Source organism: Streptomyces sp. NPDC004435 (assembly GCF_042873895.1).
Lineage (GTDB): Bacteria > Actinomycetota > Actinomycetes > Streptomycetales > Streptomycetaceae > Streptomyces.
In genome coordinates, this window is the sequence record NZ_JBIAMB010000020.1 from 115797 (window position 1) to 140810 (window position 25014).

Genomic DNA, 25014 nt, shown 5'->3' on the forward strand with positions numbered 1-25014 from the left:
GACGCGCACCCTTCGGCCCACACCGCAATATCGCCCCCGAGCCCCGGGCCGGCCCCGTACCTCGGGCTCGCCCCCGCCCCCGGTCTCTCGCCCCGCGCCCGGGGCTCGCCCCGTACCCCGGCCTAGCCCCTTACCCCCGGGCTAGCCCTGAGCAGCATCCACACCTCCCTCGCGCACCCGCTCCCTCGCGCCCCGGGCCCCGTCATCCGCAGCCGCAGCCTCCAGCCCCCCCCAGCCCCCAGCCCCCGAGCCCCCCGGCTCCCCCGCCCCACCCATGCCCCAGCCGGATCCGCGAGTCGCCGCCCGCCCGACGGAGCTCGCTCCGCCCCCCACCCCAGGCCGCCTCACCGCAGCGCGTCCGCCGCGATGCCGAGCTCCCGCCACAGTGCCCGTTCGCCGGCCGGGGTGACCTTCACCGCGCGTCCGGACCCGATCCGTACGCACCAGCCGGTGTCCAGCGCGTGCGCGCAGAGCGCCGCTCCGGCGAGCCCCGCGAGGTGGGGCCGGCGTTCGGTCCAGTCCAGGCAGCCGCGCGCGAGGGGCCGCCGTCCTGTGGTCGCGAGGGGGATGCCGAGGCCCGCGAACCACTCCAGGCCCCGGTCCGTGAGCGCGAACCCGGTGTCCTGCCGCAGCAGTCCGCGCGCGGTCAGCGCGTCCGTGACGGCGGTGCCGAGCCGCCCGGCGAGATGGTCGTAGCAGGTACGGCCCCGGGCCATCGCCCGCCCGGCGTTCACCGCCGCCAGCGACCGGGGCGGCTCGTCCGCGCCCGGACCCGCGAGGGCGGCCAGCTCCTCCACGAGGTGCGCGATTCCGGGCCCGGCGAGCCGTACGTACCGGTGCCGGCCCTGCCGCTCCTCGGTGAGCACCCCTCCCGCGACGAGCTTCCCCAGGTGCTCGGTCGCGGTGGACGGTGCCACGCGCGCGTGCCGGGCGAGTTCACCGGCCGTCCAGGCCCGTCCGTCGAGCAGGGCGAGCAGCATCGCTGCCCGGCTCTCCTCCGCGAAGAGCGCCGCGAAAGCGGCGAGATCACTGGCTCCCATGGACCCAGCATCCCCCGCTCACGCTTCGGTCCCGCCCGAAACGTGAGCGCCCAGGGCGGCGTACTGCGCGCCCAGGCCGTCGAGCAGGGCGCGCAGGCCGGTGGCGAAGGCGCCCTCGTCGACCTTCTCGCGGTGCTCCGCGAGGCGGTGCGCCTGGCCGAGGTGGGGGTAGTCGGCGGGGTCGTACGCCGTCTCGTCGTCGACGAAGCCCCGCGCGAAGGAGCCGAGGGCCGAGCCGGTGACGAAGTACCGCATCAGGGCGCCGATGTGGGTGGCCTGGGCGGGCGGCCAGCCGGCCCGGACCATCGCGCCGAAGACCGCGTCGGCGACCTTGAGGCCCGCCGGGCGGCGGCCGGGCCCCTGGGCCAGGACGGGGACGATGTGCGGGTGGTCGGCGAGGGCGGCCCGGTAGGAGAGTGCCCAGTCGTGCAGGGCCGTGCGCCAGTCGCGGGGGTCGTCCGGCTCGAACATCGACAGGTCGATCTTGGCGCTCACCGCGTCCGCGACCGCGTCCAGGATCTCGTCCTTGGTGCGGAAGTGGTTGTAGAGCGAGGGCCCGCTCACCCCGAGCTCGGCCGCGAGCCGCCGGGTCGACAGGGCGGCGAGGCCCTCCGCGTCGACGAGCGCGCCCGCCGTCTCGACGATGCGGTCTCGGCTGAGCAGGGGCTTGCGCGGTCGGGCCATGGCGCACATAGTAGGCCCGTACCAAGAAAACTAGCAGTGGTAATTAAAGGGTGAGGGTGCTCGGTGCACACCGGGCGGAGCGGGTGAGGTGGCGTCGCGGTGGATCTGGGACTGAGCGGGGAGCAGGAGGCCGTACGGCGGCTGGCGGCCGACTTCGTCGCCCGTGAGGTGGCGCCGTACGTCGTCGAGTGGGACCAGGCCGAGAGCGTCGACCGGGGCCTGGTGAAGAAGCTCGGCTCCGTCGGCTTCCTCGGGCTCACCATCCCGGAGGAGTACGGGGGTTCGGGTGGCGACCACCTCGCGTACTGCCTCGTCACGGAGGAGCTCGGACGCGGCGACTCCTCCGTGCGCGGGATCGTCTCCGTCTCCCTCGGCCTGGTCGCCAAGACCATCGCCTCCTGGGGCACCGAGGAGCAGAAGCGGGCCTGGCTGCCCCGGCTCGCCTCCGGCGACGCCCTCGGCTGCTTCGGCCTCACCGAGCCCGGTACCGGCTCCGACGCGGGCAACCTGGCCACCCGCGCGGTGCGCGACGGCGACGACTACGTGATCGACGGCTCCAAGATGTTCATCACCAACGGCACCTGGGCCGACGTCGTCCTGCTCTTCGCGCGGACGAACGACACCCCCGGCCACAAGGGAGTCTCCGCCTTCCTCGTCCCCGCGGACGCCCCGGGCCTCACGCGCCACACCATCCACGGCAAGCTCGGCCTGCGCGGCCAGGCCACCGCCGAACTCTCCCTCGAAGGCGTCCGCGTCCCGGCCTCCGCGATGCTCGGCCCCGAGGGGAAGGGCTTCTCGGTCGCCATGTCCGCCCTCGCCAAGGGCCGTATGTCGGTCGCGGCCGGCTGTGTCGGCATCGCCCAGGCCGCGCTCGACGCGGCCGTGCGGTACGCGGGGGAGCGCGAGCAGTTCGGCAAGCCCATCGCCTCGTACCAGCTCGTGCAGGAACTCATCAGCGACATCGCCGTCGACGTGGACGCGGCCCGGCTGCTGACCTGGCGGGTCGCCGATCTGATCGACCGGGGCGAGGACTTCGCCACCGCCGCTTCGAAGGCCAAGCTGTTCGCCTCCGAGGCCGCCGTCCGCTCCGCGAACAACGCCCTCCAGGTCTTCGGCGGCTACGGTTACATCGACGAGTACCCCGTCGGGAAGCTGCTGAGGGACGCGCGCGTGATGACCCTCTACGAGGGCACCAGTCAGATCCAGAAGCTCATCATCGGGCGGGCGCTCACCGGAGTCTCGGCCTTCTGATCCCCGGGCGGGCAGGCGGTGAGCCCTCTGCGCCGCCGGGCTGAGTACCGTCCTGAGTATCCGGGCGGATGTGGCGCCGGCCACATCCGCCCGATGCTGTGGGCATGAGCGAGTCACAGGTCAAGCAGCAGAACACCAACGCCTACCACGCGCAGGCCGTCATCTCCTTCGCGATCGCCCTCGCCGCCGTCGCGATCGGGATCTACCAGCTGGAGGCGAGCGCCTGGGTACGCGCCTTCATGGCGGTCTCCGTCCTCTACCTCACCACTTCCGCCTTCACGCTCGCCAAGGTGGTCCGCGACCGGCAGGAGTCCGAGCGGATCGTCAGCCGGGTGGACCAGGCCCGCCTGGAGAAGCTCCTCGCCGAGCACGACCCCTTCCAGCAGAAGCTCTGAGCGCCGTCCGCACGTGCGGAGCGCGTCCGCGATCTCTAAGCGCTTGCTCAGCTTCGTTGTATGGTGTTCGTCCTGACCGGTCCGAGGAGGAGTGTGGGATGAGCACGGCGGAGCAGACGCCCGGCGGCGAGGACGTGACCTGGGGCGAGGTCGCGCCCGAGGCCGCCCGGAGGCTGCTGGTCGCGGCCGTCGAGGCGTTCGCCGAGCGCGGGTACCACGCCACCACCACCCGGGACATCGCCGGCCGTGCCGGGATGAGCCCGGCCGCGCTCTACATCCACTACAAGACCAAGGAAGAGCTGCTCCACCGGATCAGCCGCATCGGTCACGACCGGGCCCTGGAGATCCTCCGGGCCGCCGAGCTGCGGGACGGCGCCGCGTCCGACCGGCTCGCCGACGCCGTCCGCTCCTTCGTCCGCTGGCACGCCGAGCGCCACACCACCGCCCGGGTCGTCCAGTACGAGCTGGACGCGCTCGGCCCCGAGCACCGCGCCGAGATCGTGGAGCTCCGCCGGGAGACCGAGGCGACCGTGCGCCGGATCATCGAGCAGGGCGTGGCGGCCGGCGAGTTCGACGTGGCGGACCCGGCCGGCACCACCGTCGCCGTCCTCTCCCTCTGCATCGACGTGGCCCGCTGGTTCAACGTCCAGGGCCGCCGGACGCCCGACGAGGTCGGCGCCTTCTACGCCGACCTCGTGCTCCGCATGGTGGGGTACCGGGCTCAGAAGTAGTGCGTGGAAGAGGCGGTGCGGGGAAGAAGCACTGCTCCGGAGCGGTCCGGGGAAGCGCTGCTCAGAAGTAGTAGCGCGAGACCGACTCGGCGACGCAGACTGGCTTGTCGCCGCCCTCGCGCTCCACGGTCACCTTCGCGGTGACCTGCACCCCGCCGCCGGCCTCCTCCACCTTCGTGAGTACGGCAGTGGCGCGCAGCCGTGAACCGACCGGCACCGGCGCGGGGAAGCGCACCTTCTCCGTGCCGTAGTTGAGGCCCATCTTCATGCCCTCCACCCGCAGCACCTGCGGCACGAAGAGCGGCAGCAGGGAGAGGGTCAGATAGCCGTGCGCGATGGTCGAGCCGAAGGGACCGGACGCGGCGCGCTCCGGGTCCACGTGGATCCACTGGTGGTCGCCGGTGGCGTCGGCGAAGAGGTCGATCCGCTTCTGGTCGATCTCCAGCCAGTCGCTGTGCCCCAGCTGCTCGCCGACCCCCGCGCGCAGCTCCTCGGCGGAGGTGAAGATCCTCGGCTCGGCCATGTCCCTGGTCCCTTCTCGTACGACATACCCAACGGTTTGTGTCTAAGCGCTTGCTCAGCATGTGGGGTGGGGGTCGCGCTGTCAACGGACCAGTAGGGTTCGCGGGGTGCCGCAGATTCCAGAGAAGATCCACGAGCTCACCGTCGGCCAGCTCTCCGCCCGCAGCGGCGCGGCCGTCTCCGCCCTCCACTTCTACGAGGCCAAGGGGCTCATCGGCAGCCGCCGCACCGCCGGCAACCAGCGCCGCTACGGCCGCGACGCGCTGCGCAGAGTCGCCTTCATCCGCGCCGCCCAGCGCGTCGGCATCCCCCTCGCCACCATCCGCGACGCCCTCTCCGAACTGCCCGAGGAGCGCACCCCGACCCGCGAGGACTGGTCCCGGCTCTCCGCCGCCTGGCGGGCCGAACTCGACGACCGCATCAAGCAGCTCGGCCGGCTCCGCGACCACCTGACGGACTGCATCGGCTGCGGCTGCCTCTCCCTGGAGACCTGCGTCCTGTCCAACCCGGACGACGCCTTCGGCGCCCGCATGGCCGGCTCCCGTCTGCTGCCGCTGCGCCGCGAGAGCCAGGGGGAGGACTCCTAGCTAGAAGCCGTCCGACAGCGCGGCCCGTATCTGCTCCGCCGTGGAACGCGCGCGGGTGCCGTCCGGCAGCAGGAGGGTGTCCTCCAGGCCGATCCGGCCGGCCGTGGCCAGCCGCCGGGCCAGCCGCAGCGCGGGCCAGGCCGACGCACCGGTCCCGCAGGGCAGGACGGGTACCTCGCCGTGCCCGGCGCGCAGGGCACGGACCCACGGCCCGGCACCGGCCTCCGGAACCTCGGCGACGATCCGCAGCACCCGGGCCGCCAGCGGTGAGCGGGCGAACAGGGCGGGGCCCGCGGTGCCCGCCCGCAACCCCGCCTCCACCGCCACCCCGCGCGCGAGCAGCGCCGCGGCGCTCTCCTCGGCGCCCGGCTCGTGCCAGGCCACGCACGCGAGCTCCGGCAGGAGTTCCCAGGACCGGACCCGCGCCACCCGCCGCCGCGGATCGGGCTCGGCCCACGCGTCCACCGGCACCGACACCGGCACGCGGGTGTGCTCCCGCACCGCCGCCAGCGCGGGCCCCACCACGCGGGGCGACAGCGAACCACCGCCGCAGGGCGTCCGTGGCCGGATCCGCACCTCGGCGGCTCCCGCCGCCACCGCCTCCGCCGCGGCCTCCGCGAGCGCCACCGGATCACGCGGCACCGCCGCCGACTCCCCGGGCCCCCGCGAACCGTTCAGGGCCGCTTGCAGCCGCACGGCCGCCGACCGCGTCACGCCGCCGACCTCCCCGGCCACCCCGCACCGTTCGGCGCCGCTCGCAGCCGTACGGCATCCGGCCGCACCGCCTTCAGCGGTTCGGCCTCCACCCGCGCCGCCCGCAGCCGTACGCCCCCCGGCCGCGCCCCTGGCGGCCGTACGACCTCCGGCCCCGCCTCCCGCAGCCGTACGACCCCCGGCCGCGCCCCTGGCGGCCGTACGCCCCCCGGCCGCACCGCCCGCGGTCGGGCGTCCCGCGGCAGGGTCACGCCGCCGGGACCAGTGGGCGGCCGCGTACCTCGCGGGCGCGGGCCAGGGCATCGGGAGTGAGGACGGCACGGGGGACCTCGACGCCGCAGTCCGCGCACACCGGGCCGTACCAGTGCGCGTCACCGGCGCCGTCGCCCCACGCGATCCGCGCACCCGAGCAGACCGGACACGCCTCGCCCGGGTTGTCCTCCAGGGCCGTGACCAGCCGCCGCACCACCTCGGGCAGCGGATCCGTCGGGTGGAGGGCCGGGTCGCCGCACCGCACCACCCCGTTGCCACCCCACACGTCCCGGTGCCAGTCGTCCAGCGCCCGCAGGGCGCGCAACCCGCCGTGCTTCTCGCGCCGGCGCCGGGCGGCGAACTCCTCCTCGTACGCCAGCCAGACCGTCCGTGCCTCCTCCAGCTCCTCCAGGGCGGCCACCAGCCGCGCCGGATCGAGCTCCCGGTCGTCGGGTCCGAACCCGTGCCTCCGGCACAGGTGGTCCCAGGTCGCCCGGTGCCCGTAGGGGGCGAACCGCTCCAGGCACTTGCGCAGCGAATACCTGCGCAGTGCCGTGTCGCACCCCTGATCGCGCACCTGTCTCGCGAGACTCCGGAAACCGGCCATCACTCGCCACCTCCGTCGCTGGTCCTTCGCGCATCCGCAGTATCAGAGGGACGAACGACGGCGCCGTCGTGTTCCGCCCGGACCCGGAACACCCCGCTCCTTGGCGGGAACTCGCCACCGGCGCGGGGCCTACCGGCGGCCGATCCGGGCCGCCGAGACCACCACCCCGGCCAGCTCCGGCCGCCGGATGTCACTGTGCGAGCGGACCACGTCCGCCGCGTCCACACTCACACAGCCGGAGGCCGGAACCCCGTCCCGCAACACCGTCGCAAGCGTCCGCCGAGTCGCCCCCGGCACCCCGTGGACGCCGTCCCAGCCGATCGCCCCCCACCGCGGGTCACGCGCCACGAGCCGCGCCGGGGACTCCGTCAGCGAGGCGGAGTCCCGGGCGGCCCGGGAGGCCAGCGGATACAGGACCCCGAGCGCCGTGTCGTGCCGCGAGTGGCAGGCCACCACCGGTCCCCGCACCCGCAACTGCATGTCGTTCAGTGCCCCCGACCGGCCCGGGTCGTGCGGCAGCCGGGCCGCGAACGCGTAGTGCGAGAAGGCGCCCTGGAGCAGCGTCATCGAACGGACCGGCCGCAGCGCCCCCGGCAGGCCCCGGAGCCCGTAGGCCACGAGCCGCGCGCCCATGCTGTGCCCCACCAGATGCACCCGCAGGCCCGGCGCGGCCCGCGCCACCTCGGCGAGCAGGGGCCCGAGCCCCCGCTCGCCCACGTGCCCGGCCCGCTTCTTCATCACGTAGTACGTGGCCTGCCGCAGCGCCTCCCGGCCTCCCCTCCACAGCCCTCCCAGCCCGCCCCCGAGCACCGCCTCCGGCGCCGCGCCCGCCAGCGCCCCGGTGAACACGGCACAGGTCTCCACCGGATCCGCCAGCAGGAAGTCCGGCACCGCGCGGTCCCCGGCGAGGCCGTCCCCGCCCCTGTCCCCGCCCCCGCCCCCGTCCGCGAGCTCCCGCAGCAGCGCCCCGAACTCCGCGAACGCGGCCTCCTCGGCCGGCGCCAGTGCCACCAGCTCGGTGAGCCGGACGATCGTCCGCTCCTTCTCCGGCAGCGTCGTCACCAGCGCCCGGAAGTCCGGCACCGGCTCGTCCGTGAACATCATCGAGGGCCAGACCACGCCCGCGTACCCCGCCTCCACCCCCGGGGCCAGCAGCTCCGGGAACGGCGCGAAGAAGTCCGAGTACAGCCGGGTCGCCCCGGACGGCGAGTTGTTCCAGCCGTGGGCGAACACCACCAGATCCGTCACCCCCCGCCGCGCCAGCGCGACCAGCTCGGCCGCCTGTCCGGCCGGACCGTCCCCGTCCCTGTCGAAGACGATCTCCCGGTACGGATCCACACTCATCCCGCTCACGGCCCGCCCGTCCCTCCCCGTCGAGGAAGCGCCCAGGGGTCCGCGTCCCGCAACCCCTGGGCAGCATGCCCGGATCCGGCCACCGTCAGACGTCCGGCCACGGTCAGACCTCCGGCCGCCGTCAGAGCCCGGCGGCCGGAGGCGCCTCAGCGCAGCCGCCCCGCCGTGACCACCGGGAAGTGGATCAGCCCGTCGTACGCGGCGGACAGCCGGACCCCGGGTGTCGTGCCCGGCCACGGATAGGCGGTCCCGATGTGCCGGACCTCCCGGGGCTCCGCGAGCCAGGCCCGCGCCGCCGGGCCGGTACGCCGCAGATCCAGCAGGAAGGGGGCGGGCCGGACCCGGTCCAGCGTGTACGCGGCGCTGCCGGGACCCTGCGGGCCCACGGTGAACACCCGCAGGGGCTCCCCGGGGGCCTCGGTGTCGTGCGCGTTGAACGAGCCCCGCCCGAAGGAGGCGCCGATCGCCACGTATCCCCGGCCGAGCAGGTCCCGCAGGAACGCCCCCTGCGTCCGCGGGTACTGGTCCGGCTTCATCGTCTCGTACGACAGGTGCCCGTTGTGCGCCGAGAGCACCATCCGGTCGCCGGTGTGCCGCTGCCACCACGCGGTGTTCTCGGCCATGACCCGGTCCCGGTAGAGCATGGCCGCCGCGACCCCCTCGGGGGTGTCGGCGTCGTGGGCGTACTCGGTGCCGACCTGAGCGATGGCCCGGGCGTGCTGCACCGCCCACAGGCGCGCCTCGCGCGCCGCCGCGCCGGAGGCCGGCCGCCGCTCCTCCAGGAGGCTCACGGCCCGGTTCACGTCCGCGGCCATCGCCCGCCGCTCGGCGAGCGGCCGGGCCAGGTACCCCTTCATCCACGCCTCCACCCCGCCGTTGGGCCGGGATTCCCGGTAGAGCTCCCGGAAGCGGGGGAGCAGGTCCGGGTGGTTCGCGGCCACGTAGGCGGTGACGGTGTCGAAGAGGCCGGGACCCGCGTACCCGAGGTCGTTGCCCATGAAGCGCACCTGGCGGTCCGGGTGAGCCACGTTGTGGCGGCGCATCCAGCGGAAGAGGTCGAGGTACTCCTCGGTGTTCCAGAGCCGGTACGACTCCTGGAACTCGTCCCGCATGATCCGCTCGATGTCGCCCTCTCCGGTCGTCACCCACCGGTCGACGAGGAGCCCCGTGGACCAGTTGGCCTCCAGCGCGAAGGTGGTGAACCCGCGCTCCTCCACGAGGTGTTCGAAGATCCGGGCCTTCGTCGTGAAGAACTCGGAGGAGCTGTGGGTGGCCTCGCCGACGCCGACGACCCGGGCCGGTCCGATCAGCCGGTCGAGGGCCCGCGGGTCGTCCAGGGGTGCGGCGGAGCGGGCGAGTTCACGGACGGGGCCCGCGCCGGGCGCCGCCCCGCCGGTCGCGGCGGCGCCGGGGGCGACGGAGGCCAGGCAGACGGCCGCGAGGAGCCCGGCGACGGGCAGGCGGCGGAGTAAGGAGAGCTTCATGAGGTTCAGCCTCTCCGCCGCCGCGGCCGCCGGGACATCCCGGAGGCCCCCGTTCCCGTACGGGGGAGAACCCCCGTCAGCGGTAGAGCAGATGCCGCCGCCGCACCGCCCGGAAGGCCGCCAGGTCCTCGGACCAGGCGCCCACGACCTCGTCGGTCCCGGCGCCGGCGTCGACGAGGGTACGCACGCGCGTGGAGCCGGTGAGCTTGTCGATCCAGTGGTCGGGGCGCCAGGCGAAGCCGGACCAGGAGGAGCGGGCGGTGACCAGGAGCGCGATGCCGGTGCGGACCGGGTCGAAGGACTCGCGGTCGTGGACGTGGAGCTGGACGCCGCCCACCGTACGGCCCTGGAACTTGGAGAAGGTCGGGGCGAAGTACGCCTCGCGGAAGCGGACCCCGGGCAGGTCCAGCGCGTTCGCCGCCTCCGCCCAGCGGCGGTCCACGCCCTCCGCGCCGAGGAGTTCGAAGGGGCGGGTGGTGCCCCGGCCCTCGGACAGGTTGGTCCCCTCGAAGAGGCAGGTGCCGGAGTAGACGAGCGCCGTCTCCGGGGTCGGCATGTTCGGGCTCGGCGGCACCCACGGCAGGCCCGTGGCGTCGAAGAAGTCCGACCGCCGCCAGCCCGTCATCCGGACCGTCTCCAGCTCCACCGGCCGGGCCAGGAACTCGGCGTTGAACAGGAGCGCCAGCTCCGCCACCGTCATCCCATGCGCCTGGGCGATCGGCTCGCGCCCGACGAAGGTGGCGAAGGCCCGGTCCAGGACCGGGCCGAGGGCCGCCCGGCCGCTCACCGGGTTCGGCCGGTCCAGGACCACGAACCGCTTCCCGGCCAGCTCGGCCGCCACCATGCAGTCGTACAGGGTCCAGATGTACGTGTAGAAGCGGGCGCCCGCGTCCTGGATGTCGAAGACGACGGTGTCGACGCCGGAGGCCGTGAAGACGTCCGCCAGCGGCTGCCCGCTCTTCAGGTACGTGTCGTAGACCGGCAGGCCGGTCGCCGGGTCGTCGTACCGGCCCTCCGAACCACCCGCCTGCGCGGTGCCCCGGAAGCCGTGCTCGGGGCCGAAGACGGCCACCAGATCCACCCGTTCGTCGGCGTGCATCACGTCCACCAGGTGCCGGGCGTCCCGGGTGATCCCGGTCGGGTTGGTGACGACGCCGACCCGCTCCCCGGCCAGCAGGGCGTACCCGTCCGCCGCCAGCCGCTCGAATCCGGTCCGTACGCGCGCGTGCCCCCGCCCTGGGCCCGCCGCGGCTGGGGAGGCCGTCGCGGCGAGCGCCCCTCCCGCGGTCAGCGCCCCTCCGGCCGCCAGCAGATCCCGACGCGACAGCTTCATCCGCCTCATGCGTGACATGGGCACGCAGGCTAGCGCTCCTGACGCCCATGGGGAACGAGGCGTGCACCGGCGGCGAGCCGCCGCCCTCCGAGTCTTCCACCAGTCCATACCGACCGGTTAGTCTGCCCGGTGTCACTCGGAACTGTCACCGGAACTGACACCGGAACCGTGAACCGACCGAACCAGCTGGAGGGTCCATGAACGCGGACACGCGCGAACTCCGGGGTGCCGGCGTCGTCGTCACCGGAGCGGGCGGCGGCATCGGCGCCGCCCTCGCCCGGCGCTTCGCCGCCGAAGGCGCCCGCGTCGTCGTCAACGACCTCGACGCCGTCCGCGCCAAGGCCGTCGCCGAGGAGATCGGCGCCCTCGCCGTCCCCGGCGACGCCTCCGCGATCGTCGAGGAAGCCCGCGACGCCCTCGGCGGCACCGTCGACGTCTGGTGCGCCAACGCCGGACTCGCCTCCGCCGGCGACGCCTTCGCCGACGAGGACGTCTGGGCCGCCGCCTGGGACGTCAACGTCATGGCCCACGTCCGCGCCGCCCGCGCCCTGCTCCCCGACTGGCTGGAGCGCGGTACCGGCCGCTTCGTCTCCACCGTCTCCGCCGCCGGCCTGCTCACCATGATCGGCGCGGCCCCGTACAGCGTCTCCAAGCACGGTGCCCACGCCTTCGCCGAGTGGCTCTCGCTCACCTACCGCCACCGCGGACTGAAGGTCCACGCCATCTGCCCGCAGGGCGTCCGCACCGACATGCTCGCCGCCACCGGCTCGGCCGGCGACCTCGTCCTGGTCCCGACCGCCGTCGAGCCCGAGACGGTCGCCGACGCCCTCCTCGACGCCATCGCCGAGGACCGCTTCCTCGTCCTGCCGCACCCGGAGGTCGCCGACTTCTACCGGAACCGCGCCGAGGACCCCGAGCGCTGGCTCGGCGGCATGAACAAGCTCCAGCGGCACTGGGAGGCGGGCGCGCGGTAGCGCACCCGGCGGCGGATGGGAAGATCTACCGACGACGGACCCCGTACACCAGGGACGGGGCAGCGGAACGGAAGGCGGCGGAGCATGGCCAGGACGACGGACGGGGACGGCTCACCCGTCCCCCAGAGGCTCCTCGCCGCCGCCACCCGGCTCTTCGCGGAGCAGGGTTACGACCGCACCTCCGTACAGGAGATCGTCGAGGCGGCGGGCGTCACCAAGGGCGCCCTCTACCACTACTTCGGATCCAAGGAGGACCTCCTCCAGGAGGTCTACGCGCGCGTGCTCCGCCTTCAGCAGGAGCGGCTCGACGACTTCGCGGACTCCGACGCGCCCGTCGAGGAGCGCCTGCGCTCCGCCGCCGCCGACGTCGTCGTCACCACCATCGAGAACCTCGACGACGCCTCGATCTTCTTCCGCTCCATGCACCACCTGAGCCCGGAGAAGAACAAGCAGGTCCGCGCCGAGCGCCGCCGCTACCACGAGCGCTTCCGCGCCCTGATCGAAGAAGGTCAGCGGGCGGGCGTCTTCTCCTCCGCCACGCCCGCCGACCTCGTCGTGGACTACCACTTCGGCTCCGTGCACCACCTGTCCACGTGGTACCGCCCGGACGGCCCGCTGACCCCGCAGCAGGTCGCCGACCACCTGGCCGACCTCCTGCTGCGGGCCCTGCGCCCGTGAGCCGTCAGAGGTAGCGCTTCAGCTCGCGGCGGGCCAGCGACCGCTGGTGCACCTCGTCCGGTCCGTCCGCGAGCCGCAGGGTCCTGGCCGCCGCCCACAGCTCGGCGAGCGGGAAGTCCTGCGAGACGCCGCCGGCGCCGTGCGCCTGCACCGCCTTGTCGATGATGTCCACCACCGCGCGCGGGGTGGCGATCTTGATGGCCTGGATCTCGGTGTGGGCGCCCTTGTTGCCGACGGTGTCCATCAGCCAGGCCGTCTTGAGGACCAGCAGCCGCAGCTGCTCGATGGTCACCCGCGCGTCCGCGATCCAGTTCTGCACCACGCCCTGCTGGGCGAGGGTCTTGCCGAAGGCGGTACGGGAGACGGCGCGCCGGCACATCAGTTCCACGGCCCGCTCCGCCATGCCGATCAGCCGCATGCAGTGGTGGATGCGGCCGGGGCCGAGCCGGGCCTGGGCGATGGCGAAGCCGCCGCCCTCCTCGCCGATCAGGTTCGCGGCCGGGACCCGCACCCCGTGGAAGACCACCTCGGCGTGGCCGCCGTGGTAGTGGTCCTCGTAGCCGTACACCTGCATCGCCCGGCGCACCTCGACGCCCGGGGTGTCGCGCGGGACCAGGATCATCGACTGCTGGCGGCGGGGGTCCGACCCGTCCGGGTCGGTCTTGCCCATGACGATGAAGATGGCGCAGTCGGGGTTCATGGCCCCGGAGATGTACCACTTGCGCCCGTCGATCACGTACGCGTCCCCGTCCCGGCGGATGCGGGTCTCGATGTTGGTCGCGTCCGAGGAGGCCACGTCGGGTTCGGTCATCGCGAACGCGGACCGGATGTCGCCCGCGAGCAGCGGCTCCAGCCACTGCTTCTTCTGCGCCTCGTCGGCGAACTGGGCCAGCAGCTCCATGTTCCCGGTGTCCGGGGCCGCGCAGTTGAGGGCGGTCGGGGCGAGCTGCGGGCTGCGGCCGGTGATCTCGGCGAGCGGCGCGTACTGGAGGTTGGTCAGCCCCGCCCCGTACTCCTCGTCCGGGAGGAAGAGGTTCCACAGGCCCTGCCGCTTGGCCTCGGCCTTCAGCTCGCCCACCACCGGCGGCTCGTCCCACGGGGAGGCGAGCCCGGTCCGCTGCTCGTGCGCGACGGCCTCGGCGGGGTACACGTGCTCGTCCATGAAGGCGAGCAGCCGGGAGCGCAGCTCCTCGGTGCGGGCGTCGTAGGAGAAGTCCATGGCGGTTCAGCCCTCCTGAAGGGTGGTCAGGCCGTGCTCGATGAAGACGGGGACGAGGTCGCCGATGCGGTCGAAGCCGGCGCCGACGGTCTGCCCGAGGGTGTAGCGGTAGTGGATGCCCTCCAGGATCACGGCGAGCTTGAACCAGGCGAAGGCCGTGTACCAGGAGAGGGCGGAGACGTCCCGGCCGGAACGGGCGGCGTACCGCTCGACCAGCTCGGCGGCGGCCGGGTGGCCGGCGGCGGTCGCGGTGGTCGAGATCGGCGAGCCGGGCAGGTCCAGCGGGGTGCTGTACATGACGAGGAGGCCCAGGTCGGTCAGCGGGTCGCCGAGCGTGGACATCTCCCAGTCGAGGACGGCGGTGATCCGGTCGTCGGCCCCGACGAGGGCGTTGTCGAGCCGGTAGTCGCCGTGCACCACCGTGGGCGCCGGAGAGTCGGGCAGCGCGCGGCCGAGGGCGGCGTGCAGCTCCTCGATGCCGGGCAGCTCGCGGCCCCGTGAGGCGGCGAGCTGCTTGCCCCAGCGGCGCAGCTGCCGGTCGAGGAAGCCCTCCGGCCGCCCGAAGTCGCCGAGGCCGACGGCCTCCGGCTCCACCGCGTGCAGGTCGACGAGCGTGTCGACCAGGCCGAGGACGGCGGAGCGGGTGCGCTCCGGTCCCAGCGGGGCCAGCTGGGAGGCCGAGCGGTACGGGGTGCCCTCGACGAACTCCATCACGTAGAAGGGCGCGCCCAGCACCTCCTCGTCCTCGCAGAGCAGCACCGTGCCCGGCACCGGCACGGAGGTCCCGCCGAGGGCGCTGATGACCCGGTGCTCCCGCTTCATGTCGTGCGCGGTGGCCAGCACGTGCCCGAGCGGCGGGCGGCGCACCACCCAGCGGCCGGTGCCGTCGGTCACGGCGTACGTGAGGTTGGAGCGGCCGCCCTCGATCAGCCGGGCTTCGAGGGGTCCGGCGACCAGCCCCGGCCGCTCGCGGTCCAGGTGGCGGCGCAGGCGCTCGGGGTCGAGGCCGGGCGGTGGGGCGGTGTGGCTCATCGGGCGTACCTCCGGTAGGTCGGTCGGCATTCATGATGACCGACCAGTCGGTATGTCGTCCAGGGGTCTCCCGGAAACACCGGGGGGACCCAAGCTCCTTCCTGGGTCCCCCCACCGTTCACCCCCGCCACCGACAGGGGCCCTCGCCCGCGGTGCGTCAGCCGGCCCTCCCGCGCGGCTCAGGCGTGGCAGGCCACCGGCACCCCGCCGTTCATCGCCGCCATGTCGCCGAAGACCGCCACCGGGTCGAGCGGGTGCCCCTCCGGGAGCCCGTCCAGCTCCGCGTACGCGCGGTGCAGGTTGGCCACCAGCCGTTCGCTCTCCCGCCACGCGGCGAACTCGCCGAGCTCCGCCCGGCGCGCGGTCTCCAGCGGCGGGTCCCCCTTCGCGTGCCCCTCGGCGGCCAGCTCCGCCACCCACCTCAGATACCGCTCGGTGGCGTCGAAGGCGCCCGGGTCCGTCACCGGCCCGTGCCCGGGCACCACCCGCTCCGCGTCCAACGACCGCAGCACGTCGAGCGCGCGCAGCGAACCGGCCAGGGAGCCCATCGGCAGGAACGGCGTCCCGCCCTCGAAGACCAGGTCACCGGTGAAGACCACGCCCTGCTCCGGCAGGTGCGCGATCGAGTCGCCGGTGGTGTGCGCGGGACCCGGGTGCACCAACCGCACCTCGATCCCGCCCGCGTACACCGTCATCCGGTCGTGGTACGTGAGGTCGGGCGGGGTGATCTCGACCCGGCCGAAATCGGTCTGCGGCCACAGCAGGTGCAGCTGGTGCCCGGCGCCCAGCTGCTCGGAGCGGCAGTTCTCGTGCCCGACGATCCGCGCCTCGGGGCGGAAGACACCGTTGCCGTAGGTGTGGTCGCCGTGGTGATGGGTGTTCACGACCGTGCGCGGCAGGGGCAGCCCGGCGGCGAGCACCGCCTCGCGCAGCAGCAGGGCGCGCCGCTCGGTGGCGGTGGTGTCGACGAGCAGGGACTCGCCCGCGTCACCGAGGAAGCCGGCGTTGTTCAGGCACCAGCCTCCGTCGGGCTGGACATAGGCGTGGACGTGCGGCGCGAGCGTGACCACGTACGGGTCGGTGGCAGGCACAGGGCTCCCCGGGGAGAAGATCGACGAGACAGGGGAAGCCTGCCACCGGCGGCGCCCCCGGCGGGCCCGTTCCGGGGACCGGAGCCGCTCCCGTCGCCCGGCCTGCCCCGCCCGGCTTGCGCGCGCCCCCGCCCCCGTCGAGGGTCGGATCCATGAAGGCGATCAGCTACCGCCGGTACGGCGGCCCCGAGGTCCTGGAGTACGGCGAACTGCCCGACCCGAAGGTGGGGCCCGACGAGGTCCTGGTCCAGGTCAGGGCGGCGGCGGTCAACCCGGTCGACTGGAAGGCGCAGGCCGGCTACCTCGACGGCATGATCGACGCCGTCTTCCCGGTCGTCCCCGGCTGGGACGTCTCCGGTGTCGTCGTCCGGCCGGGCGTCTCCGTCACCGAGTGGGCCGCGGGCGACGAGGTCATGGGGTACGTCCGCGAGGACGTCCTCTCCCACGGCACCTTCGCCGAGTACGTCGCCGCGCCGGTCCGCACCCTGGGCCGCAAACCCCGCACGTACTCCTTCGAGGAGGCCGCCGGGCTGCCCCTCGCCGGCCTCACCGCCTACCAGGCCCTGCACACCGCGCTCTCGGTACGACCGGGGGAGACGGTGCTGGTGCTGGCGGCGGCCGGCGGCGTCGGCTCCATGGCCGTGCAGATCGCCCGGCACCTCGGCTGCCGGGTCCTCGGCGCCGCCCGTGAGTCCGGACGGGAGCGGGTGACCGCCCTCGGCGCGGAACCGGTCCTCCTCGACGAGGACACCTTCACCCGCCAGGTCAGGGAACTCGCCCCCGACGGCGTGGACGCGCTCCTCGACACCCTCGGCGGCCCCTTCCTCCAGTACGCGGCCAAGCTGCTTGCTCCCGGCGGCCGGCTCGCCTCCATCGCCGACGGCGAGGCCCTCGCCCTCGGCGGCCGCTACTTCTGGGTCCGCCCGGACGCCGCCGACCTGAACGCCCTCGCCGACCTCGCCGACGAAGGCGTCCTCGACGTCCGCGTCGCGAGAACCTTCCCGCTGGAACGCGCGGCCGACGCACAGCGCGCCAACGCGGAGGGCGGGCTTCAGGGGAAGGTCGTGGTGACGGTTCCGTAGCTGCAACCGTGACGCGACTGGATTCTGGATCCTGGATCCAGCAACCCGGATTCTGGATCCGATATCTCGGACGCAATCCCCTGGATTCAGGAGCGTGGATCCAAGATCCAACATCCTGGATCCAACATCCTGGATCCAGGCTCCGCGCTCGTGGATCCAATCTCCAGGATCTTGGATCCACGCTCCTGGATCTTGGATCCTGGCCCCAATATCCAAGATCCACGATCACCAGATCAGCGCCGCCCCGCACACCGCCAACGCCACCGTGCACCCCGCCGCCAGCAGCGCGCCCCGCACCGACAGAACCCGTGGCCGGGCGGTGTCCAGGGAGCGGATCCGGCGGTGGGCGACGGCGAGGAAGCCGATCCACAGCAGCGCGGCGAGGGCGAGACCGGTCAGTCCGGCAGCCGTGGCGTCGTCCATGAGGGCCAGCTTGATGCCGAGCACGGCCACGACCGTCCAGGACAGCGTCGTGCGTCGCCAGGCGAGCCGGGTCCGCTCGGGCTGGAGCCCGGGATCGCGGGCCTCGTCCAGGGGCCCGGGGCCGCCGGCCACTACCCGGCCCGGCCGAAGACCACGAGCACCACCATCGCGACCGCGACGACCGCCACGGTGAGGCTCAGGACGGCGGGGAAGCGGGAGACCGGCAGGTCCTCTCCCCGGCGCATGGCGCGTTCGCAGCGGATCCAGTGGTTCACGGCGCGCAGGGCGCACAGCACGCCGGCGGCGAGCAGCGCGAGGGCGAGTCCGACCCGGACCGCCCAGCGGAGGTCCGGCAGGAACTGGTCGACGGCGAAGCCGCCGCCGATGAGCGCGAGGGCGGTGCGGATCCAGGCGAGGAAGGTCCGCTCGTTGGCGAGGGAGAAGCGGTAGTCGGGGGTGTCGCCCTCGTCCCGGATCCTCCGGGGCGCGAACCACAGCCGAAGACTCTGCATGGATTTCCTCACCCCGGCACTCTAATCGGGGCTCCGGCGGCCGACCCCTACCAACTCCCGTCCGCCACCAGCCGCTCGTACGCGGCGAGCCCGTCCGGCACCCATTCCCACGCCCCGGCCGCGCCCGGCAGCCGCTCGCTCAGCTCCTCCTCGGTCAGGAAGGCGTGCCAGGCCACCTCCTCGGCCTGCGGCCGCACAGGCAGGTCGCAGCGGACCTCGTACACGGCCGACCACCACTTCCCGGCCACGCCCCCGGAGTCGTACAGGAACCTGTGCAGGAAGTGGGGGCGGGGCAGCCCGGAGACGCCCAGCTCCTCCTCGGCCTCGCGCAGCGCGGCGTCGTCGTAGGACTCGCCGGCGCCGACGACCCCGCCGACGAACAGGTCGTACATCGACGGGAAGACCAGCTTCGTCGGCGTCCTGCGGTGGACGAAGACCCGCCCCTCGGCGTCGCGCACCCGGATGAAGGTGCAGCGGTGGATCAGGCCCCGCGCGTACACCTCGCCGCGCGGCGCCTGCCCGATCACCCGGTCCTGCTCGTCGACGACGTCCAGGACCTCGTCCCGTACGTCGGCCGGCTTCTCGTCCCGTACGCCGGCCAAGACCTCGTCCCGTACGTCGGCCGGCTCCTCGTCGCGTACGCCGGCCAGGATCTCGTCCCGTACTTCATCGGAAGCGCTCATGCGCCCCATGAAACCAGCCGGACCGCGGGTACCGGACGCCGGGAACGGCCCGCGCGACCCGGCCCCGCGGCGACCTCACGACCTCAGGACCTCACTGCCCCATGACGTACTTGACGGTCGGGCCGGTGGTCCAGCCGCCGTCCACGGCGAGCTCGGCGCCGGTCACGTACGAGGCGGCGTCCGAGAGCAGGAAGACGACCGCGCCGGCGATCTCGTCGGCTTCGCCGACCCGGCCCATCGGCGTGTTCGGGTACATGCCCTCGCCGCGCTGGATGCCGACCGAGGCGGTCATCGGGGTGTAGGTCATGCCCGGGTGGACGGAGTTGACGCGGATCCGCGAGGTGCCGAGCTCCACCGCGCCGATCTTGGTGAGGCCGCGCACGCCCCACTTGGAGGCGCCGTAGCCGGCGGTCAGCGCGAGGCCCATCAGGCCGGCCGCCGAGGAGATGTTGACGATGGAGCCGCCGCCGGCCTCCCGCATCGCCGGTACGGCGGCCTTCATGCCGATGAAGACACCGGTGAGGTTGATGTCGAGGACCTTGCGGAAGTGCTCGACGCTCTCGGTCTCCAGGAGGGCGCCGGTGGAGATGCCGGCGTTGTTCACCAGGCCGTGCAGACCGCCGAACTCGGCGACGGCGTACGCGACGGCGGCCGCCCACTCCTCCTCGGAGGTGACGTCGTGGTGGAAGAAGCGGGCGCGCTCGCCGAGGCTCGCGGCGGTCGCGGCGCCGTCCTCGTCGAGGACGTCGGTGACGACCACGTTCGCCCCGGCGGCGACGGCCTGGCGGGCCGCCTCGGCGCCCAGGCCGCGCGCGCCGCCGGTGATGAGGACGGTCTTGCCGGTGAGGTCGTTCATGGGGGTTCCTTCCAGAGTGGTGCGCGGCATCGGGGTGGTGCCGTTCATCAGGTCCTCCGGGGCTGTGCGGCCCGGAGCAGCGCGGTGGTGGTCTCGACGAGGTCGGCGAGGAAGAGCGGCCGGTCGGTGAGCGGCTCCGCCCCGTCGAGGTACTGCCGGGCCCGGTCGGCGAGCGCCGCGCCGACCACGGTGAGGGCGAGGTCCAGCCGCTCCAGGAGCAGCGGCTCGGGCAGCCCGTCGTCGGCGAGGCGCCCGGCGATCCGCTCGATCAGCGCCCAGTAGGCGGTGCCGGCGAGGGTGGGGTGCGGGGTGCGGGCGCGGACTCCGCTCTCGTGGCTGAGCTGCGCGGAGACCCGCAGGCAGCGGCGGCCCCGCTCGGTGTCCAGTTCGCTCGCCTCGGCGGTGACGAGGGCGGTGATCAGCTCGCGTACGCCCGCGTCCTCGGCGACCGGCGGCAGGGCGACGAGCACCCGCTCGGTACGGGACAGCCGGCCGGCCATGACCGCGTCCAGGAGTCCGGCGCGGGAGCCGAAGTGGTACTGGACGGCGGAGGGGTTGGCCTGTCCGGCGAGCCGGGTGATGTCCCGCAGCTGCGCGCCGTCGACGCCCTGGGCGGCGAAGAGTTCCTCCGCCGCGTGGATCAGCTTCTCCCGGGTCTCGGGTCCTGACGTCCTTGCCATGCATCCATATTAATGCTCGACATTAGAAAACGGGAGGGGCTCCCGGGGTCCCGGACGGTTGACTCGATACATCCGTGTATCCAAGATGCGGTCCATGTCCTACGACGCCGATGTGATCGTGATCGGGGCCGGCCTCGCCGGTCTCGTCGCCACCGCCGAACTGGTCGACGCCGGCCGGTCCGTGATCCTCCTCGACCAGGAGCCCGAACAGTCCCTCGGGGGCCAGGCCCACTGGTCCTTCGGCGGGCTCTTCCTCGTCGACTCGCCCGAACAGCGCCGGCTGCGCATCAAGGACAGCCACGCGCTCGCCCTCCAGGACTGGACGGGCACCGCCGGCTTCGACCGCCCCGAGGACGAGTGGGCCCGCCGCTGGGCGGAGGCGTACGTCGACTTCGCGGCCGGCGAGAAGCGTTCCTGGCTCCACGCGCGCGGGGTGCGGTTCTTCCCGGTCGTCGGGTGGGCCGAGCGCGGCGGATACGACGCCACCGGGCACGGAAACTCCGTCCCCCGCTTCCACATCACCTGGGGTACGGGCCCCGGCCTCGTCGCCCCCTTCGAGGCGAAGGTCCGCGAGGGCGTCGCCCGGGGCCTCGTGACCTTCCGCTTCCGCCATCGCGTCACCTCCCTGGGCCGTACCGGCGGCGCCCTCGACACGGTCTCCGGCGAGGTCCTGGAGCCCTCCGACGCCGAGCGCGGCACCGCCAGCGGCAGGACCGCGACGGGCTCCTTCGAACTGCGGGCCCAGGCGGTGATCGTCACCAGCGGCGGCATCGGCGGCAACCACGACCTGGTCCGCTCCCAGTGGCCCGCCCGTCTCGGCACCCCGCCCGCCAAGCTGCTCTCCGGCGTCCCCGCCCACGTCGACGGCCTGATGCTCGGCATCGCGGAGAAGGCGGGCGCCCACCACGTCAACCGCGACCGGATGTGGCACTACACCGAGGGCATCGAGAACTGGGATCCCATCTGGGCCCGCCACGGCATCCGCATCCTGCCCGGCCCCTCCTCCCTCTGGCTCGACGCCACCGGCAAGCGGCTCCCGGTGCCGCTCTTCCCCGGCTTCGACACGCTCGGCACCCTCGAACACATCATGAGGACCGGCCACGACCACACCTGGTTCGTGCTCGACAAGCGGATCATCGGCAAGGAGTTCGCCCTCTCCGGCTCCGAGCAGAACCCCGACCTCACCGGCAAGTCCGTCCGCGACGTCCTCGGCCGCGCCCGCGCCGACGTCCCCGGCCCCGTCCAGGCGTTCATGGACAAGGGCGCCGACTTCGTCGTCGAGGACGACCTCGGAGCCCTGGTCCGCGGCATGAACCGGATCACCGGCCGGGACCTCGTCGACGAGGCGGCGCTGCGCCGCGAGATCACCGCCCGCGACCGGGAGATCGCCAACCCCTTCACCAAGGACCTCCAGATCACCGCGATCCGCGGCGCCCGCAGCTACCTCGGCGACCGCCTGATCCGCACCGCCGCCCCGCACCGCATCCTCGACCCCAAGGCCGGCCCGCTGATCGCCGTCCGCCTCAACATCCTCACCCGCAAGTCCCTCGGCGGCCTCCAGACCGACCTCTCCTCCCGCGTCCTCACCGCCACCGGCGAGCCCCTTCCCGGCCTGTACGCGGCCGGCGAGGCCGCCGGCTTCGGCGGCGGCGGCGTCCACGGATACCGCTCCCTCGAAGGCACCTTCCTCGGCGGCTGCATCTTCTCCGGCCGCGCGGCCGGACGAGCCGCGGCCGAGGCCACGGCGTAGGGCCTGTCTGACCATTCCCGTCGGGTCTCGCCCGCCCGGCGCGGACCGGCAGCCCAGGCAAACGAAAGGCCCGGGCCCCGCAGCGCGCACGCGCTCCGGGGTCCGGGCCCTTCGCCGGCCGTCCGCTACATCACCAGCGACAGAAGCAGCACGAACACCAGGGCCACCACCGAGATGATGGTCTCCATCACCGACCAGGTCTTGATCGTCTGGCCGACGCTCATGCCGAAGTACTCCTTCACCAGCCAGAAACCGGCGTCGTTGACATGGCTGAAGAAGAGCGAACCGGCGCCGATCGCCAGCACCAGGAGCGCCGTCTCACCCGTCGACATGCCCGCGGCCAGCGGGGCCACCAGACCGGCCGCCGAGATCGTCGCGACGGTGGCGGAGCCCGTCGCGAGCCGGATGGCGACGGCGATCAGCCAGGCGAGGAGCAGGGCGGGGATCGACCAGTCCCTGGAGAAGTCGAGGATCATCTGGCCGACGCCGATGTCGATCAGCGTCTGCTTGAAGCCGCCGCCCGCTCCGACGATCAGCAGCACGCCCGCGATCGGGGCGAGGGACTTCTCGACCGTGGAGGAGAGCCGCTCCTTGGTGAAGCCGGCCGCGCGGCCGAGCGTGAACAGGGCCACTATGACGGCGGCGAGCAGCGCGATCAGCGGCGAGCCGATGACGTCGGTGACCTTCTGCACCGCGTTCTCGGGGTCGTCGACCACGATGTCGACGAGCGCCTTCACCAGCATGAGGACGACCGGCAGCATGACGGTGGCGACGGTGACGCCGAAGCCGGGGCGCTTCTCCAGGTCCTCGGAGGGGCGCGTCGGGATCATGTGCTCGGGCGCCTGGATGTCCACCCAGCGGGCCGCGTACCGGGAGAAGACCGGACCCGCGATGATCACGGTCGGGATCGCGACGACGAGGCCGAGGGCGAGGGTGACGCCGAGGTTGGCGCCGACGGCGTCGATCGCGACGAGCGGACCGGGGTGCGGCGGGATGAGCCCGTGCATCACGGAGAGGCCGGCGAGGGCCGGGATGCCGATCCGCATCAGGGAGTAGTTGCCCCGCTTGGCGACCATCAGGACCACCGGGATCAGCAGCACGATGCCGACCTCGAAGAAGAGCGGCAGACCGATCACCGAGGCGATCAGCACCATCGCCCACGGCATCGAGCGCCTGCTCGCCTTCGCCAGGATCGTGTCGACGATCTGGTCGGCGCCGCCGGAGTCGGCGAGCAGCTTGCCGAGGATCGCGCCGAGCGCGATGAGCACGCCGACGCCCGCCACGGTGTTGCCGAGGCCGGTGCTGAACGCCTTGATGGTGTCCGCGAGCGGTGCCCCGGCGAACGCGCCGAGCGCGAGCGAGCCGATGGTCAGCGCCAGGAACGCGTGCAGCTTGAACTTGGTGATGAGCAGGACGATGACGGCGATGCCGGCGAGCACGGCGATGCCCAGCTGTGCGTTGCCCGCCGAGGTGATCGGTTCGGCGGCGTCCGCTGCCAGCATCTCGACGCTGAGACTGGTCACGGTGGGTCCCTTGGGAGTTGAGGGGGGAAGGCAGGAAGGGGGACGGAACGGGGGGGAGGAGGAAAGGGATCAGAAGAGCGGAACGGGCCGGCTGAAGGCGCGCAGCGCCGCCACCGCCCGGGCGGCGATCTCCTCCGGGGTGCCGGACACGTCGACCGCGACGCCCGCCTCGTCCTCCTCCAGCGGCTGGAGGGTGGCGAACTGCGAGTCGAGTAGCGCGGTGGGCATGAAGTGACCCTTGCGGGCCGCCATCCGGCCCTCGATCAGCTCCCGGTCGCCCGTCAGATGGAGGAAGACGACCCCGGGTGCGGCCGCGCGCAGCCGGTCCCGGTAGATCCGCTTCAGCGCGGAGCTGCTCACCACCCCGCCGAGCCCGGCCCGGCCGTGCGCCCAGGCGCCGATGGCGTCGAGCCACGGCTCCCGGTCGGAGTCGTCCAGCGGCACGCCGGCCGACATCTTGGCCACGTTCGCCGCCGGGTGGAAGTCGTCGCCCTCCGCGTACGGCAGGCCGAGGGCCTCGGCGACCAGCGGGCCGATCGTGGTCTTGCCGGTCCCGGCGACGCCCATGACGACGACGACCGGGGGAGCGGCGGAGTGGGGGGTGGAGCGCATGGGGGGTGCCTCGCTGTCTTCTTCGACATCGATCCGTCGAGCGCCATGAAACCTATTGAGTACGACGTATTCAAGAGTCTGTGACATAAAAGTCATACTTTTAAGTCCCGGGCGTGGGTACGCGTCCGCCCCGGCCCGCCTCTCCGCCCCACCCCGGCCTCCTTCTCCGCCAAACCCCGCCCCGCTTCTCCGCCCCGCTCCGGTGTGATCACCGGCCCGGCCCCGCATAGGCTGAGCACCATGACGACATCGGCCCAGGGGCTCCACTCGCACGTGCTCGCCACCCTGGGCCTGGCCATCACCGCGGGGGAGTACCCGCCCGGCACGGTGCTGCGCACCGACGAGCTCGCCCAGAACTTCGACGTCTCCCGCACCGTCGTCCGCGAGGTCGTCCGCGTCCTGGAGTCGATGCACCTGGTGGAGTCACGACGCCGGGTCGGGGTCACGGTGCTCCCGACCGCGAGCTGGAACGTGTACGACCCCCAGGTCATCCGCTGGCGCCTCGCCGGCGCCGACCGTCCCCGCCAGCTCCGCTCGCTCACCGTGCTCCGCTCCGCCGTCGAGCCCGTGGCGGCCGGCCTCGCCGCCCTGAACGCCACGCCGGCCCAGTGCCGCGAGCTCACCGAGCAGGCTCTCGGGATGGTCGCCACCTCGCGCGGCAGGCAGCTGGAGGCGTACCTCGTCCACGACATCGCCTTCCACCGGGTCGTCCTCAACGCCTCGGGCAACGAGATGTTCGCCCGGCTCGGCGACGTCGTCGCCGAGGTCCTCACCGGCCGCACCCACCACCACGTGATGTTCGAGGACCCCGACCCGGCCGCCGTCACCCTCCACGTCCAGGTGGCCGAGGCCGTACGGGAGCGGGACGCGACCCGGGCGGAGGCGCTGACCCGCGAGATCGCCGTCGGCGCGCTCAAGGAGCTGGACGTCCTCGCCCCGTGACGGC

General features: G+C 73.4%; 27 protein-coding genes. 9 read left to right on the forward strand and 18 right to left on the reverse strand.

Translation table 11 applies throughout. The features are described from left to right. Positions 1 to 344 precede the first annotated feature (344 nt). Complete coding sequence (locus tag ACFYT9_RS30570) at positions 345 to 1040, reverse strand: ArsR/SmtB family transcription factor (protein ID WP_389168998.1); 696 nt, start codon at positions 1038 to 1040, stop codon at positions 345 to 347. 18 nt (positions 1041 to 1058) lie between these two features. Then, positions 1059 to 1724 (reverse strand): TetR/AcrR family transcriptional regulator, encoded by a 666-nt coding sequence (locus ACFYT9_RS30575; RefSeq protein WP_387274993.1) that lies wholly within the window; start codon positions 1722 to 1724, stop codon positions 1059 to 1061. 99 nt (positions 1725 to 1823) lie between these two features. Between ACFYT9_RS30575 and ACFYT9_RS30580 the strand changes: the two genes are divergently transcribed. From ACFYT9_RS30580 to ACFYT9_RS30590, 3 genes are all read left to right on the forward strand, one after another. Beyond that, entirely contained in the window at positions 1824 to 2975 is a 1152-nt protein-coding gene (locus tag ACFYT9_RS30580) for an acyl-CoA dehydrogenase family protein (protein ID WP_389168999.1), read from the forward strand. A gap of 104 nt (positions 2976 to 3079) precedes the next feature. After that, the gene (locus ACFYT9_RS30585) at positions 3080 to 3370 is read left to right on the forward strand and encodes a YiaA/YiaB family inner membrane protein (protein WP_376598123.1); all 291 of its coding nucleotides are present in this window, start codon (positions 3080 to 3082) and stop codon (positions 3368 to 3370) included. Positions 3371 to 3468: 98 nt separating this feature from the next. Further along, positions 3469 to 4101 (forward strand): TetR/AcrR family transcriptional regulator, encoded by a 633-nt coding sequence (locus ACFYT9_RS30590; RefSeq protein WP_389169001.1) that lies wholly within the window; start codon positions 3469 to 3471, stop codon positions 4099 to 4101. Positions 4102 to 4162: 61 nt separating this feature from the next. Here ACFYT9_RS30590 and ACFYT9_RS30595 read toward each other — a convergent pair whose 3' ends face one another. Beyond that, positions 4163 to 4624, reverse strand: a complete 462-nt coding sequence (locus ACFYT9_RS30595) for a MaoC family dehydratase (protein WP_376598127.1) — start codon at positions 4622 to 4624, stop codon at positions 4163 to 4165. 106 nt (positions 4625 to 4730) lie between these two features. Here ACFYT9_RS30595 and soxR point away from each other — a divergent pair, with 106 nt between their 5' ends. Beyond that, positions 4731 to 5210 (forward strand): redox-sensitive transcriptional activator SoxR, encoded by a 480-nt coding sequence (gene soxR, locus ACFYT9_RS30600; protein ID WP_387274987.1) that lies wholly within the window; start codon positions 4731 to 4733, stop codon positions 5208 to 5210. Here soxR and ACFYT9_RS30605 read toward each other — a convergent pair whose 3' ends face one another. The 5 genes from ACFYT9_RS30605 to ACFYT9_RS30625 form a co-directional block, all read right to left on the reverse strand. Then, positions 5211 to 5945, reverse strand: a complete 735-nt coding sequence (locus tag ACFYT9_RS30605) for a 3-keto-5-aminohexanoate cleavage protein (RefSeq protein WP_389169003.1) — start codon at positions 5943 to 5945, stop codon at positions 5211 to 5213. 226 nt (positions 5946 to 6171) lie between these two features. Continuing rightward, on the reverse strand, positions 6172 to 6783 hold the full coding sequence (locus ACFYT9_RS30610) for a hypothetical protein (RefSeq protein ID WP_387274985.1): 612 nt from the start codon (positions 6781 to 6783) through the stop codon (positions 6172 to 6174). A 129-nt stretch (positions 6784 to 6912) separates the two neighbouring features. After that, a complete protein-coding gene (locus tag ACFYT9_RS30615) occupies positions 6913 to 8127 on the reverse strand; it encodes a serine-threonine protein kinase (RefSeq protein ID WP_389169044.1) in 1215 nt (404 codons plus the stop codon). Between the two features lie 155 nt (positions 8128 to 8282). Continuing rightward, entirely contained in the window at positions 8283 to 9620 is a 1338-nt protein-coding gene (locus tag ACFYT9_RS30620; protein ID WP_389169005.1) for an erythromycin esterase family protein, read from the reverse strand. A 76-nt stretch (positions 9621 to 9696) separates the two neighbouring features. Next, positions 9697 to 10953 (reverse strand): exo-beta-N-acetylmuramidase NamZ domain-containing protein, encoded by a 1257-nt coding sequence (locus ACFYT9_RS30625; protein WP_389169045.1) that lies wholly within the window; start codon positions 10951 to 10953, stop codon positions 9697 to 9699. A 197-nt stretch (positions 10954 to 11150) separates the two neighbouring features. On the opposite strand from ACFYT9_RS30625, the gene ACFYT9_RS30630 reads away from it, so the two are divergent. Beyond that, entirely contained in the window at positions 11151 to 11927 is a 777-nt protein-coding gene (locus tag ACFYT9_RS30630) for an SDR family oxidoreductase (RefSeq protein ID WP_376598137.1), read from the forward strand. A gap of 84 nt (positions 11928 to 12011) precedes the next feature. Beyond that, entirely contained in the window at positions 12012 to 12605 is a 594-nt protein-coding gene (locus ACFYT9_RS30635) for a TetR/AcrR family transcriptional regulator (RefSeq protein WP_376598139.1), read from the forward strand. Positions 12606 to 12609: 4 nt separating this feature from the next. On the opposite strand, the gene ACFYT9_RS30640 is transcribed toward ACFYT9_RS30635, so the two are convergent. The 3 genes from ACFYT9_RS30640 to ACFYT9_RS30650 form a co-directional block, all read right to left on the reverse strand. Continuing rightward, complete coding sequence (locus tag ACFYT9_RS30640) at positions 12610 to 13824, reverse strand: acyl-CoA dehydrogenase family protein (RefSeq protein ID WP_389169008.1); 1215 nt, start codon at positions 13822 to 13824, stop codon at positions 12610 to 12612. Positions 13825 to 13830: 6 nt separating this feature from the next. Beyond that, positions 13831 to 14856, reverse strand: a complete 1026-nt coding sequence (locus tag ACFYT9_RS30645; protein ID WP_376598143.1) for a phosphotransferase family protein — start codon at positions 14854 to 14856, stop codon at positions 13831 to 13833. Between the two features lie 179 nt (positions 14857 to 15035). Further along, positions 15036 to 15947 carry an MBL fold metallo-hydrolase gene (locus tag ACFYT9_RS30650; RefSeq protein WP_387274977.1) on the reverse strand — a complete coding sequence of 304 codons (912 nt, stop codon included), beginning with the start codon at positions 15945 to 15947 and terminating at the stop codon, positions 15036 to 15038. Between the two features lie 152 nt (positions 15948 to 16099). Here ACFYT9_RS30650 and ACFYT9_RS30655 point away from each other — a divergent pair, with 152 nt between their 5' ends. Beyond that, positions 16100 to 17029: an NADP-dependent oxidoreductase gene (locus ACFYT9_RS30655; protein WP_389169010.1), complete on the forward strand. Its 930-nt coding sequence runs from the start codon at positions 16100 to 16102 to the stop codon at positions 17027 to 17029. 225 nt (positions 17030 to 17254) lie between these two features. Here ACFYT9_RS30655 and ACFYT9_RS30660 read toward each other — a convergent pair whose 3' ends face one another. From ACFYT9_RS30660 to ACFYT9_RS30680, 5 genes are all read right to left on the reverse strand, one after another. Further along, entirely contained in the window at positions 17255 to 17584 is a 330-nt protein-coding gene (locus ACFYT9_RS30660) for a DUF202 domain-containing protein (protein ID WP_387274973.1), read from the reverse strand. Continuing rightward, positions 17584 to 17976, reverse strand: coding sequence for a YidH family protein (locus tag ACFYT9_RS30665; protein ID WP_376598149.1), 393 nt, complete (start codon positions 17974 to 17976; stop codon positions 17584 to 17586). Before ACFYT9_RS30665 ends, ACFYT9_RS30660 begins: the two co-directional genes overlap by 1 nt. A 35-nt stretch (positions 17977 to 18011) precedes the next feature. After that, positions 18012 to 18647: an NUDIX hydrolase gene (locus ACFYT9_RS30670; RefSeq protein WP_387274969.1), complete on the reverse strand. Its 636-nt coding sequence runs from the start codon at positions 18645 to 18647 to the stop codon at positions 18012 to 18014. 91 nt (positions 18648 to 18738) lie between these two features. Beyond that, on the reverse strand, positions 18739 to 19503 hold the full coding sequence (locus ACFYT9_RS30675; RefSeq protein ID WP_387275007.1) for a glucose 1-dehydrogenase: 765 nt from the start codon (positions 19501 to 19503) through the stop codon (positions 18739 to 18741). A gap of 47 nt (positions 19504 to 19550) precedes the next feature. Further along, positions 19551 to 20183 (reverse strand): TetR/AcrR family transcriptional regulator, encoded by a 633-nt coding sequence (locus ACFYT9_RS30680; protein WP_389169013.1) that lies wholly within the window; start codon positions 20181 to 20183, stop codon positions 19551 to 19553. 94 nt (positions 20184 to 20277) lie between these two features. Here ACFYT9_RS30680 and ACFYT9_RS30685 point away from each other — a divergent pair, with 94 nt between their 5' ends. After that, positions 20278 to 21933: an FAD-binding dehydrogenase gene (locus ACFYT9_RS30685; RefSeq protein ID WP_376598154.1), complete on the forward strand. Its 1656-nt coding sequence runs from the start codon at positions 20278 to 20280 to the stop codon at positions 21931 to 21933. Between the two features lie 125 nt (positions 21934 to 22058). Here ACFYT9_RS30685 and ACFYT9_RS30690 read toward each other — a convergent pair whose 3' ends face one another. Together ACFYT9_RS30690 and ACFYT9_RS30695 are read right to left on the reverse strand one after the other, a co-directional pair. Continuing rightward, complete coding sequence (locus ACFYT9_RS30690; RefSeq protein WP_376604574.1) at positions 22059 to 23456, reverse strand: GntP family permease; 1398 nt, start codon at positions 23454 to 23456, stop codon at positions 22059 to 22061. A gap of 69 nt (positions 23457 to 23525) precedes the next feature. Beyond that, the gene (locus ACFYT9_RS30695; protein ID WP_376604572.1) at positions 23526 to 24068 is read right to left on the reverse strand and encodes a gluconokinase; all 543 of its coding nucleotides are present in this window, start codon (positions 24066 to 24068) and stop codon (positions 23526 to 23528) included. 240 nt (positions 24069 to 24308) lie between these two features. On the opposite strand from ACFYT9_RS30695, the gene ACFYT9_RS30700 reads away from it, so the two are divergent. Continuing rightward, entirely contained in the window at positions 24309 to 25010 is a 702-nt protein-coding gene (locus ACFYT9_RS30700) for a FadR/GntR family transcriptional regulator (protein WP_376604570.1), read from the forward strand. Positions 25011 to 25014 lie beyond the last annotated feature (4 nt).